This window comes from Acidithrix sp. C25 (assembly GCF_904848545.2).
In genome coordinates, this window is sequence record NZ_CAJHCI020000002.1 from 1,020,546 (window position 1) to 1,032,780 (window position 12,235).

Below are 12,235 nucleotides of genomic sequence, written 5' to 3' on the forward strand. Positions count from 1 at the left end.
AGTAGTTTTGATTATGACTTGCATTAGCCCTGACATGGTGCTATTGTCTTGTTGTGTTTATCCGTGAAACTCCAACAATAAATAAAAAGACCGGCATTAGCTACAGCAAGTACCAACTCGTTGAGTCCTACCGCTGTGAAAAAGTGTTACTGGCCATTGAGAACTGCAAGTTGGTGGACACGAAGAATGCATACAAGTGGCCATCACTTTTGCACATTTTACCACAGCTCGCGTTTACCTGAGGCCGCTTTTTTTACTATTACAGTAGCTATTTCATTCGGTCCTTCTATGGGCATTTCTTGTCGAGGAGGTGAAATAATGTAACCTTTGGTCGCAAAGGTCTATTAACTACTCCAACTTGCATCCAAGAGCAGTTAATTGTCGATTAGATGAAAGTGCTCCATCGAGGCGCAGTGTGATTTTTAGATAGGGTTGAGATTTCGTTGAGGGCGACTTGGAAAAGATCTCTTTATTATTCTTTTTTATGGGTAGTAGCTACAGGTTGAAAGAGCCTCGTGGGCGAAGATCGTTGGATTGTGCGTAAACGCGAAGCGTTTTCCACATTTCAACTTTCGTTTGCGTAAAATGAGCAATGTTAGGTCTGATGCATCATTCAGCATGGTTCGTGATTAGTTCCCACCTGGGAAAACAGTTTTAAGCAGTTCTATAGAAGTTTGTCCATCGCGCACCAAAGCGCTGGTGGGAATGGATATATAACACCTATAGTCAGTTAGATGCAATAATGATGCATCTAATAAGTTGGGTCGAAGTACATAATGTTGTATCTGATGCCACAACAGGGAGGAGCACGAATGAGACGACCGTCTGGTTCGGCTGCATTGGTTTTGGTGGGTGCTGGAACGCCACTGCGCGTAGAGCCGATGTTATTTGATGCAATGTTGGAGGGATGGCGATGCCAGCATATGGCGCGTCGGCTATCTCCTTCTATGATCCGAAGTCGTGAACGAGTGGTAAGGCGATTCGGTGACTACTGCGAAACCTGGCCCTGGGAGTGGCAGTCTAAAAAAGTTAGATGCCTGGATTGCCCAAGGCAACTGGTCACATTCGACAATCAGATCTTACCAAGGATCAATCGCTTTGTTTATGGGGTTTCTCTGTGACCCTCACTATGGATGGACAGCGGAATGTCTCAGCCAGGTTGGTGTTGCTCCAAGTTAGATATGTCATAAAGAAAATATGTCAGTGCATGTTTCAGGGTATGAAGGTCGACCGGCCAGGCGTCCGTTCACCCGAGGGGAACTGCAGGCACTATTTGATGTCGCCGATGCTTGTGTCGAAGAAGCTGCCACCTCACCAAGAAAAGGTTGGCTGGGGGCTTTCCGGGATGCGACACTACTGAAAGTAATATACGGGTGGGGGCTACGGCGCAGAGAAGCAGCCATGCTAGATGTATCTGATTTCGGGATAAACCCAGCAGCTCCTGAACTTGGCGAGTTCGGCATATGTCATGTACGATTCGCAAAAGCAATGCGCGGCAGCCCGCCGAAGCGACGTTCAGTAGCTACAGTGTGGCCGTGGACATCTGAGGTTGTAGGCCAGTATGTAAAAGAGATTCGTCCATTACATGGCGATCCTGCCCGTGGTTCCGCACTATGGTTAACCGAACGTGGCGAAAGAATCTCACTTCGCTCAATTGACGACAGATTTGCCACCTGGCGTAGGTTGGCAGAGTTACCACCTGAGCTGTCAGTTCATTCCTTGAGACATTCTTATGTATCACATCTGATAGAAGATGGTGTCGATCCGTTATTTGTACAGCATCAGGTGGGCCATTCCTGGGCATCGACCACTGCTATTTACACTACTGTCGGATCTGACCATATGAATCGTATGCTACGCGGTGCACTGGACCGGGCATTTAGGGATAAGGAGTACTGATGAGTACCAAGAGGATTGCGCCAGTTAGTTTTAGGTGGCATTTGCGGACGGTCTTAGCCCAAAAGGGGATCTTTGTAACATCGGAACTGGTGCCGCTATTGGCATCACGTGGGGTAACACTCTCTCGGGAGCAGGTTTACCGACTGGTGGTAAAGACTCCTCAGCGCCTCAGTTTGATGACACTATCGGCACTATGCGACATTTTAGAGTGCAGCCCATCGGATTTGATTGAACCACTTTCTGGTACGGAATCTGGCCCAGCAGATACACCAGCGCCTGGTCGGGCACAAATATCAGCCATTCACCCGATAAAGGCAAAAATCACACCGGATCCCCGTCTATGAACCAAATGCTTAGAAGTCACACATATGACCATCACGACAACTCATCTAATGGAACTCATCGCACCTCCCAGGTAGAAATGATACTTGAGAGCATTGTGGCCACAGTTGGTGAAGCCGATCGTTTGGCAATTGCCCAAGTGCTCAATCAGATGACTGTTAAACCTGCCATATTAGCTTCACTCTACCGAGCGTTCTTAGACCATCCTGACGCAGTATCGATCGGTGCACCTCCATTGGTGGGACGTCTGGTTATGGCTTTGAGAGAGGCAGGTATAGCAATTGGCGAACCCACATGTGTAGGATGTGGACGAACAAATCACAAGCTGACCTCGTCGCAGGAAGGCGGGGTGTGTGGTAATTGTCGGCATCGACAGCTGGCTACAACGTGTGTTTCGTGTGGGAAGATAAAGATCGTCCACGGACGTGATCCCAACGGCGGAGCGTTGTGTTCGCTATGTTCTCCACGGAAAAACGATTAGGTTCTCTATGTGGTCGGATCCGAGTAATAGCGCTTCGAGCCCACCAAGACAGTGGCGACGTATGTAATTCCTGTTACAAGGGACCGCTGGCGCTGTGTCGGGTATGTGGCCGGGAACGTCCATGTAATTTCGTATCATCCGGCCGGCCGGTCTGTGTGTCTTGCTCACCACGTCCAAAGGTACTCTGTGTTCACTGTGGAAAACTCTCTCCACCGGCGGTGCACTGGCCAGAAGGGGCAGTCTGTAAACCTTGTTATCGCGGCGCGCTCAGCCGCAGGGGTATTTGTGAGACCTGTAGGAGTGAACGCCGTCTCGTAGATCCACCAGGTCCAAATGCACGACTATGTGCTGATTGTTCGGGTACCCAAGGCCTATTGCGTTGTCGAGAATGTAACGCCGAGGAATGTCCCTACAAAGATGGCCTTTGTATCCGCTGCGCACTTAGAGAACAGACACGTTTACTAATTGACAATATAGATGGTCCACTTGCACCAATTTATCGGGCGATTATTTCAAACCCCCAGCCCTACAGCGCATACAACTGGGTAAGACAATCAGCAAGTGCGAAGATTATGGCTGAAATATCTAATGGCACCCTTGCGCTTTCTCACGAAGCTCTTGACTCATATCCCAAACGAGTCGCAGCCAACCTGGTGCGCCAGATTCTGGTAGCAAACGGCGTGCTTATGCGGCGCGATGACAGACTTAGTGAACTTGAAACCTGGATAAACAGCAAACTCGACAAGGTGTCTTCGTCCAAAGATCAACACCTACTTCGGTCGTATGCAATTTGGTGGGTCCTGCGACGAAACCGTGAGCGTGGCGCGCTTTCGAATCGATCTACAACCTCGACAGGTCATTCGAAGTGATACGCCCCGGAAATCTTGGAGACTCCTAGTCTTGAGCTAAGGGGTCATCATTATCAAGGCTAAAGAAGTACTCACCCGAAGTTCGTGATCGGCCAATACGAATGGTCACAGACCATCGGGGTGAGTATCCCCCACAGTGGGCAGCTATCCAATCTGTTGCTCAGGAGCTGTAAAAGACGCCCGAGATGCTTACGTACTTGGGTGCGTTAGGCTTCGATAGATGTCGGTGAAGCTAAAGGAACAATTACTCAATGAGAGAGCGCACCCGTCAACTAGAGCGAGAAGTCGTAGAGCTTCGTAGAGCTAATGAGATTTTACGACCAGCAATATTTCTTGCAAGTACGTCCAATCCACAACAAGCTAATTAGCCAAACTCTCATCAGGCGTGAATATCAACCGCAAGTGGACGATTCAACTCGGGACGCTTCGAGCTTGCCAATAATTCTGATAGGACTTCTTTACGAGCATTAATCGCCTCAATTAAAGATTCATTGCGACTAAGCAACCCAAGCAATAGAGCCTTCGAAGATTTCGGAAAGCTGACCTGGCTAAACTGATTAAATTCTAAAGGCATAGGCCAACTCCGCTTTCCTTCCAATGCTAGGACCGATTCATTTTGATTGTCCTCTATCTGTGAGATTACGTCACGCCACTCCAATTGAAGCTCCCTCTCCTTGTATTTGGTTAGCTGCCCCTCGCCATGCCATAATTATTTGAAGTATCAACTTATATGCCACGTCAAATCGCTTCCTGTCGGCTCGAATATTGGCGTAAACCAGTTCACTGTAGATGAACCCATAAACCGAGGCCAGCTGTATAGCCCCATCCCAGATATCAGGTCTTAGAGAATCCCGAAGATGTAAAATGATCTCTTGTGCATGAATCAATGCGTCGTTCCGACTTTGCACATTAGCTTCGTCAAAGCCTATTTCAGCGCGTTTCATATCAATTTCCAGACGATCCAGAAACATCAAAAGACGTTGTGTCGGTGACGCAGTTAAAATTGCATCTTTTACATAATCATTAGGCTTTGAATACATAAATGCCTTCCATGGAACGAGTAAAACAATTCATTAAGGCAGCTTGGCAATCGCCGATGTAAGCCATTGCGTCTGATTTTGCAGAGTTCCCAACTGAACTTCCATATTTGAAAACTCCTGCGTCAACAATTGCTGCTCTGCGTTAATCATCGGCGTATATGAGCTGTACTGAAACTGCAATGCGCCGACTTGGCTATTCAGGCTAGCTATCGTAGTAGTTGTCATGCCATTGACAGCGTTGGAGCCTAAATTACCGGTATATGCCATTCCCCCGGCAATGCCTGGCGTATAGGAAAATGAGCCTATATTCGTCGAAGATGTAATTCCAGATGCCGTAACAGATAGAGCCATGCCCGCCAGAGTTGGATCAGTAGCTGGAGCAGTCAAAATCTGACCCGATCCAGTAGCGGTCACACCATTTATCGTTCCCGCCACATCAAGACCACTAAAGGTCGAGGGAGTATTAGCCACGCTAGCCAGCCCGGTCTGACCGGCACCAACAGCTGAACTGGTTACACTAAAGGAAGCAGCCGAACCATATGCACCGCTATTTAGAACCAACTGGCTCCCAGATCCGTTTGTAACTACAGATGCATTTACCCCTATACCCTGTGCGGATAGAGCGGAATTCAAACCAGTAGCTATGGCGCTGAGACTTTCACCCGCAGTCGCCGAATACGATGCGCTCGCAGTCCCTGAGGTTATCGTCAAATTCTCCGCGCTTGTAATGGTTCCCGTTGAAATCACATTTCCAGCATCCTTGGCTTGAGTAGCAGATTGTGAAATATTTACTGCATAGGTTCCTGGAACTGTAGCATCTGCGCCGTATACCAGAGAAACCGCTCCGTTATAGGTGGCACTAGAAGACTGAAAGTTCCCACCCTGGGAGAAGATCGATGCAACGGCTGAGGGGTTTGCGTTGTATGCACTTATGAATGTATTTTGGTCAAAAGTTATGGTACCAGTCTTCGTCAAGGAAAGACCAACAGCTGCAGAGTTATAAGCCCCGGCAGGCCCCGTCGCTGACGCCACTGTTTGCAAGATTGCCTGTGTTAGAGTTGTCATGTTAGGATCGGCCATCAAAGGTCCCGCGGTTGATGTTGAAGAGTTATAACCTGCTAACTTATTGATTGTAGACAAAGCGGTATTAGCTGCTGAAACCAAGTTAGAAACTGACGATGCCATAGCTGTTGCATTTGGAGTTATTGAAACACTCACAGGGGTGCTTCCAGCAGCTTGCGCCGATACCAAGTTCAGCGTCACCCCTTGCATCACTCCTGTAACGGCGTTAGTTGCAGAATTTACGGTGTACCCGCTAGATCCACCGATTTGAATTTGTGCATCCTGACCAGCAACTACCTGCTTCATACCACCCAGCGAAGACGACAGTGCAGAATTATCGAGGGTTATTTGAGAGGCAGTACCTGTTGAAGTTGATGCAAGTTCAAGGACGTAACTATTCGTTCCGAGATTTACAGCAGATGCACTAATTCCAATACCAGCGCCATTGATCGAACTTACAAGATCCGAGAGAGTGCCACCACCTATGTTTAAATAGTTCGCCGTAAACGATCCGGTACTAAATCCCGTTGTACCAACGGTTGTTGCGATCGTCCCACCCGTACCGGAATTGAGAGTAACAGAAGATCCAGCCGCAACATTATTGACGGTATTGACAGTCCCATCAACAGTAATAGAACCCGCGGTACCGTTAACCGCCGAGGCAGCTGCGGTAAGTCCCAGAGAGGACAATGCGTTGCCACCAGTTATTTGAAGAGACGAGCTTGATCCGAGCTGAGTCGTACTAACCGCTAAGCCACCATTCTGGGCAGCTGAAACATTTAATAGTCCACCTGATGCACTCGCAAGGGCGCTGGCGAGTTGTGACTCCGAATAAGTTCCTGCCGCAATGGTGAAGGTCTGTGCTGTTCCGTTGACGTTCGCGGTAACGGTATCGTTAGAGCCCGTGGTAATCGTAGTAGAAGAAGAGCCTGAAGTTCCCGTAACCGATGCTCCGCTGAGTGCAGATGTCACATCAATCGAATGCGAACCAATCGCTAACCCGGTTCCCGCGGTCAATGATGCAAATCCAAGGTTACTAGCCCCGGTAGCAATTAATAGCGGAGCGGTGGCTACGATGCTGGAAGTCGATCCAACGGAACTATTGCTCATTTCAACTGCGCCCTGAGCAAGTTGGTTCACACTAAAGCTTAGGGTGCCCGTAGGAGCACCTGATGTGGAGGTAGCCGTGGCTACTGAAGAGTTGGATGAAGATGCAGAGGTGGCGTCCCATAGATACGTCTGGTTGATAGCATCGGCTGCGGCTTGAAGGGAACTCAGCTGACTCTGGATAGTTTCGTAGTTTGAGATGTTGGAATTGATTTGTGAGATTTGATTCGTGATGTTAGTTTGAGGTTGTTTATAGGCTGCCATGAGTGCAGCTATTATCGATTGGGTATTCAATCCAGAGATGACCCCGCTGAAAGTTATCGGCGCTCCACCGGATGTACTAGTAGTGCTACCGGCAAATGGGTTGACAGTGGTTGTACCGCTACTAGTGGTAGAAGACGTGGAAGATACTGTCATCTAGAATCACCCTTTCAATTTATCTCAAAATGAGTTCCAATCAAACAATCCAATAACCAAAGAGCTGGGGCACCGAAGCCCAAAAAGCTCCCGCACCCCAGCCTTGGCTAAAAATTATTTATTACGGTATGAGTTTCAACAATAGGTTAGGCAACTGCTGCGCTTGGCTGAGCATAGCAGTACCTGCTTGCATCAATATCTGCTGAGAAGAAAATGTTGTCATCGCTTGGGCGACATTAGTATCAACAAGTGTCGAGTGCGCTGACTGAACGTTCTGCTGACTAACTGTCAAGTTCGCGATATCGGCTTGAATCTGATTTTGCGCCGCACCCAGTGCGCCTTGAATCGACGAGATATTGTCAATTGCCAACTGAACCGAAGCCATTGCCGCGAGTGCCGCTGTTCCGGAGCCAATTGACGCACCGGAGAGAGTGAGTGCGCCGAGTGTGGTAGCGTTCAACCCTACTGTTACCTGATTCGCAGACGTTGTAAATGCACCGAGTTGGAACGTCAGCGTCTGAGTTGAATTCAAAAGCGTGTTAGACGCGGAACCAAAAGACGTTGAATTGGCAATTTGATTTAGCTGATTTGCAAGCGAAGTAAATTCAGCATTGACCGCACTATAGGCATTAGAAGTCATGGCACCTTGGTTGGAGGCTTGCGTTGCAAGTTGGTTCATCCGCTGAAGAATAGATGCCTGCTGGTTCATTGCTCCATCTGCAATTTGAAGAACTGCAATTGCATTTTGCCCGTTTGTTATTCCAACATTTAGGCCATTTGATTGTGCCTGCAAATCCTGGGCAATTACATAGCCTGAAGCGTTATCAGCAGCTGTTTGAATCTGAAGACCCGAAGACAACTGAGATATTGTCTTACTCATTGCATTGCTAGTACTATTCAGGTTGTTATAAGCGTCAATTGCTGCGATATTAGTATTGATAGAAAGTGACATTTGGTAATTTCCTCCTTGATTTTTACGTCTCCCATCCTTGGTGACGCGATTCTTGCGGCAAGATTCACAGGGTCACCGATGGAGTGGCTACCTAATATCTCGGCTTAACTAATACGAACTTTAATTTTTCCTTGATCTTTAAGCCTTTAATACTTTCACACATTGTCACTTGGATTTTTGAGACATATGGCAAATCAAACTTCACGAAATACCAGCTTGAAGGGGTACTCCAGCAACTATCATTGGGATTATTATTTCATATCTTTGACGAATCTCTTCCAAGGCATCTTCGAGCACGCATCGATCCACTGACCGCATCAGCTCGTCAAGCTGTTTATGTGCAAATGGATCCCCGAATGCAAAGTCAGCGACGTACAAAGATGCGACCCGCTCCAAAAGTTCCTTTGATTCGTCAACACCAACCTTTACGAGTGGGCATTTATCGCTTTGTCCGCAATTCCTAGCGATCGCTGACCACTCCAGGCGATCACTCAACGAGGCGTTATCGACAAAATTGAGTGCGCATGCGAGCAATAGATCCTCTTGGACTTGGCTCTTCCATAACGAAAGTAAAAACTTACTCGCAACTTCGGGGTCGCTGTAGCCTAGCTGTTGAATAAATCCAAAGACAGGAATTCGCCGTTTTTCTGGAATTCGCTTATAGAACTCTAAGGGCTGGACATTAGCTTTCTCCAGAATTGACACAATCAATCCAGGGTGAATCTCCAGATAACCCGAGATATCAAGGCCCTCAATAATAATTCCCAGTGCCTCTGAATATCTTTCACTCTCGTAGAGGTGTCCAATCAACGCTGGCAAAAATCTGCTTTTATCAAACTGTTGATCACCTAAGTAGCTCTCAGAGAGAGGCAGCGAATGATAAACTAAAAGAGCTTCGTCTGTTCTATCAAGCGAGATCAAGATCATCATCTCAAACGCGGCTTGGTCTGCTCGATGTGGAAATCTATCTTTGAATTCTTTATGCCAATCGATCGCGGCCTGAGAATTACCGCGGTCAAGCTCAATTTGAATTAATAATCTCAGAACAATCGGATACCAACTAAGCGGGGTCGAAGTGGAGCGAATCACATCCTCAAAGAGTTGGGCCGCTTCATCTATTTCTTGAATCATCAAAAGGGAGCGACCAAGGTGCACTAACGACTCGGCACTTCGATTTGTGGATTCGACAAAATCTCGGGAAATCGTCACGTTTCTCAAAGCTTTAGCTTGCATATCAACCCTGGTAGGCTGGTATCCGAAATGACTGATCGATCCGCTCTCAAGAGTGGAAAAATACGGTGGCAACAAGGAGTGTTTAGGAAGCACTATTTCATGCAAATTTCCTTCCCACCTCGCGTCTACCCTTCTCAGAATACGGCCCATTTGGTTGCGAATTGGAGTGGATATGTCAAGATTGTCCACACTTTTTATATTCACCATAAGTCCAATGCCAAGGCCAAGGTTTTGCGACAATTCAGACAAAATATCAGGAATAGTAAAATCAAATTCCTCATCAGCGTCTAAACACAGAACCCAGTCGCTATCGACCGATTCAAGAGCTAGTTGCCTCGCCTTACCAAAGTCGCCGCACCATTCAAACTCCCCGACCGCACCTCCATGAGAACGCACGATATCGCGGGTCGAATCACTCGATCCAGTATCTAAGACAAAAATCTCCTCTACCAAATCAGATACCGAGGATAGAGCTCCGGAGATAATATGCTCCTCATCTTTAGCGATCATCGTTAGGCTCAAGACCGGAGTTTTCACTCGTCCTGTCGCCGGTATCTCGCGAGAAGACAGCGCATTGTCACAAATGGCGAATTTTTGATATTTGTGAAAGCCGGTTCCTTGATTTACATTTCGATATTCAAGGGTTAGATGATAATCAAGCACTGCATCGCTATGGAGAAATTGGGAGTCATCCACGACCATAGAGAGCTGGTTCTCACTGGCCCAGGTCGCTATCGACCAAGATAGCTCAACCAGGTCATCGCAATCGGTCAGCTGCGAGGCAAATCGAATGAATGTCTCCTTGGCCAATGAGATACCGTCAATTCCTAGAAAAGGAGTCGATGAAAAGAAACCGCTGTGACTTTTAATCCATTCGCACTGAAACTCTCGCATAGCGCTTCTTCCGTGGTAGCTCTGTCCAAACGAGAGCTGATATCCTGGAAGATAAGCACTACGAGGACCGGTGATCACATCCGTGGCTATCAGGGATGAATTTCTGATCTGGTCCAAATGCGCCCTAGTCACAAAGGCACCTGCGCAAAAGAAGACGACCTTGCCACAAAGATGGTTAGAGGAGATAGATGCAATGGATTGGACCAAGTCTGCGCCTCGAGTGACCTTGAATCGAGGTGGCATTCTAAGTGTTGAATCAACAAGTTCAACAATTGTCACTTCATCTCCGGCACGAATTGCCGAAGAAATTGAATCAACAGATTGCGAGAGCAGCTTGGTGTTTTTTTCAGAGTATAAAACAACGATTGACAATGATTGATCTACCATGGACTATTAATCGACCAAGAGGTCGCCTCAATTGAGACGACCTTTTGAAAATTATGGTCTATTTCCGATTAAGAACTATCTTCACCTAGCCTCTAGATGGCCCAAGCCCCTTGAAACTATTACAAAAATACCGACCCAGAAGGAAGAGCATTCAGTCAAAACGGTCTATCAAAGGCAAAAACGAAGCTCGCCCCCAGGATACCCTCCCGGAATAAAAACATCGTAGGACACTATACGACCTGGCGAAGCTATGAGACTGCTTGTTTCATCGTCGAGTTCTTCCGGCAGAACGACAACTCTATCTAGCTTCACTCGCTTGGCATGGCTACGGCGATCATTCAAAAGTGATGTGATAACATTTGCCACCTCGTGAAAGTTCTCCAATAAATTCTTTGGGATCTCACCTTCGTCGGTTGCATCTTCTGCGGCTCCTGCTGGGATCATCATCATAGAAGCGCCCAAGGAGTTAGTAAGGCCCAGTTCGCAAAAGACCGCTGCTCCAACTTCATCATCATCGAATGTATAGATAGAGACAGTACCCACTCCGGGCAACTTACCCGGCGTTGCTATCCGCTTGGCTGTGACCGACTTGCCAAACAACATCCCCAGTGTCTCTTCAACATCGTTCGGATTTGGCAGTTTTAGGTCTGCTCCTTGATTCGACATGGGACTACCTCTCTCTTCTCTCGTGCTATAAAAAATTACGTTCGGTGGCGAAATACCATCAAGTAAACTTCCGCTCCCGCTAGATCAACTTTAGAGGCTGCTGCCTCTTGATGAGATGTCGGATGCAAAGTTCCATTGAAGAATGCAGGAAGTCCCAGTTTGAGGCCAGTATCAATCTCCGACATACGTCTTTTTATGCCTCCAGCTACAATGTTTATAACTTCATTTACGGCATCTGCCAGATCATCATCGCTGAGTTCTTCCTCTGGCTCCATGAACAATAGCGCCCGTGCTAGAACCGCACAAGAATCCCAGCTTCCTGCTATCCCATATTCAAAATTATATGAATCACCAATCAAGGCTACATACGAACCTGGGAAGTCCCTCTCCTTTGGGAGCTCTTCATTTATAACGGTAATACCTTCAAGACCAAGAGTCGAAGTGGCGAGCTCCTCGGCAGAATTTACCATTGCATGAAGCCAAGTTGAAACTAACGTCGGATCATCCATCTATACCACCCCAGCTGCATCTAGTGTCTCCCTAAAGGTATCCACAGTAAATGGCTTGGCGATCAAAAATAGAGCACCGGAGTCACGGGCAAGCATGTGCATATCTGGAGTACCTTCTGATGTTACAAAACCGAATGCAGTGTCAAAGCCATCCGATCGTAATTTACGAAGAAATTCGAGACCATTCATCTCGGGCATGTTCCAATCGCTCAGGATTAGATCCGGACTTTCGGCTCTAACTTGGCTAAGGCCCTCGAGGCCATTTGCTGCCTCGCAGAAGTCCGCGTCACCATGTCCCGCTTGGCGGAGGTGCCGCAGGACAATCATCCGCATCGCCTTTGAGTCATCAACAATAAGTATCTTCATTCTAAGCTCCC

At 47.5% G+C, this 12,235-nt stretch carries 13 protein-coding genes; 6 read left to right on the forward strand and 7 right to left on the reverse strand.

The annotated features are described in order from the left end of the window. The first annotated feature begins 53 nt into the window (after positions 1 to 53). The 6 genes from ACIDITHRIX25_RS97685 to ACIDITHRIX25_RS97710 all read left to right on the forward strand — a co-directional run bounded on the left by ACIDITHRIX25_RS97685 (position 54) and on the right by ACIDITHRIX25_RS97710 (position 3,591). The gene (locus ACIDITHRIX25_RS97685) at positions 54 to 242 is read left to right on the forward strand and encodes a hypothetical protein (RefSeq protein WP_201733419.1); all 189 of its coding nucleotides are present in this window, start codon (positions 54 to 56) and stop codon (positions 240 to 242) included. Between the two features lie 570 nt (positions 243 to 812). Next, entirely contained in the window at positions 813 to 1,121 is a 309-nt protein-coding gene (locus tag ACIDITHRIX25_RS97690; protein WP_201733420.1) for a hypothetical protein, read from the forward strand. Positions 1,122 to 1,197: 76 nt separating this feature from the next. After that, positions 1,198 to 1,899, forward strand: a complete 702-nt coding sequence (locus ACIDITHRIX25_RS97695) for a tyrosine-type recombinase/integrase (protein ID WP_201733421.1) — start codon at positions 1,198 to 1,200, stop codon at positions 1,897 to 1,899. Further along, positions 1,899 to 2,243, forward strand: coding sequence for a helix-turn-helix domain-containing protein (locus ACIDITHRIX25_RS97700; RefSeq protein WP_201733422.1), 345 nt, complete (start codon positions 1,899 to 1,901; stop codon positions 2,241 to 2,243). The genes ACIDITHRIX25_RS97695 and ACIDITHRIX25_RS97700 overlap by 1 nt, the downstream gene beginning before the upstream one ends. Then, a complete protein-coding gene (locus ACIDITHRIX25_RS97705; protein WP_201733423.1) occupies positions 2,240 to 2,722 on the forward strand; it encodes a hypothetical protein in 483 nt (160 codons plus the stop codon). Before ACIDITHRIX25_RS97700 ends, ACIDITHRIX25_RS97705 begins: the two co-directional genes overlap by 4 nt. Before the next feature lie 155 nt (positions 2,723 to 2,877). Next, complete coding sequence (locus ACIDITHRIX25_RS97710; RefSeq protein WP_201733424.1) at positions 2,878 to 3,591, forward strand: hypothetical protein; 714 nt, start codon at positions 2,878 to 2,880, stop codon at positions 3,589 to 3,591. 644 nt (positions 3,592 to 4,235) lie between these two features. On the opposite strand, the gene ACIDITHRIX25_RS97715 is transcribed toward ACIDITHRIX25_RS97710, so the two are convergent. The 7 genes from ACIDITHRIX25_RS97715 to ACIDITHRIX25_RS97745 all read right to left on the reverse strand — a co-directional run bounded on the left by ACIDITHRIX25_RS97715 (position 4,236) and on the right by ACIDITHRIX25_RS97745 (position 12,224). Next, complete coding sequence (locus tag ACIDITHRIX25_RS97715) at positions 4,236 to 4,631, reverse strand: flagellar export chaperone FliS (RefSeq protein ID WP_201733425.1); 396 nt, start codon at positions 4,629 to 4,631, stop codon at positions 4,236 to 4,238. A gap of 33 nt (positions 4,632 to 4,664) precedes the next feature. Then, positions 4,665 to 7,217: a flagellar filament capping protein FliD gene (fliD, locus tag ACIDITHRIX25_RS97720; RefSeq protein WP_201733426.1), complete on the reverse strand. Its 2,553-nt coding sequence runs from the start codon at positions 7,215 to 7,217 to the stop codon at positions 4,665 to 4,667. Between the two features lie 121 nt (positions 7,218 to 7,338). Then, positions 7,339 to 8,169 carry a flagellin N-terminal helical domain-containing protein gene (locus tag ACIDITHRIX25_RS97725; protein WP_201733427.1) on the reverse strand — a complete coding sequence of 277 codons (831 nt, stop codon included), beginning with the start codon at positions 8,167 to 8,169 and terminating at the stop codon, positions 7,339 to 7,341. A 201-nt stretch (positions 8,170 to 8,370) separates the two neighbouring features. Continuing rightward, complete coding sequence (locus ACIDITHRIX25_RS97730; RefSeq protein WP_201733428.1) at positions 8,371 to 10,668, reverse strand: tetratricopeptide repeat-containing glycosyltransferase; 2,298 nt, start codon at positions 10,666 to 10,668, stop codon at positions 8,371 to 8,373. Between the two features lie 183 nt (positions 10,669 to 10,851). Then, positions 10,852 to 11,349, reverse strand: a complete 498-nt coding sequence (locus tag ACIDITHRIX25_RS97735) for a hypothetical protein (protein WP_201733429.1) — start codon at positions 11,347 to 11,349, stop codon at positions 10,852 to 10,854. A 35-nt stretch (positions 11,350 to 11,384) separates the two neighbouring features. Continuing rightward, entirely contained in the window at positions 11,385 to 11,858 is a 474-nt protein-coding gene (locus ACIDITHRIX25_RS97740) for a chemotaxis protein CheX (protein ID WP_201733430.1), read from the reverse strand. Continuing rightward, complete coding sequence (locus tag ACIDITHRIX25_RS97745; RefSeq protein WP_201733431.1) at positions 11,859 to 12,224, reverse strand: response regulator; 366 nt, start codon at positions 12,222 to 12,224, stop codon at positions 11,859 to 11,861. Positions 12,225 to 12,235: the final 11 nt, after the last annotated feature.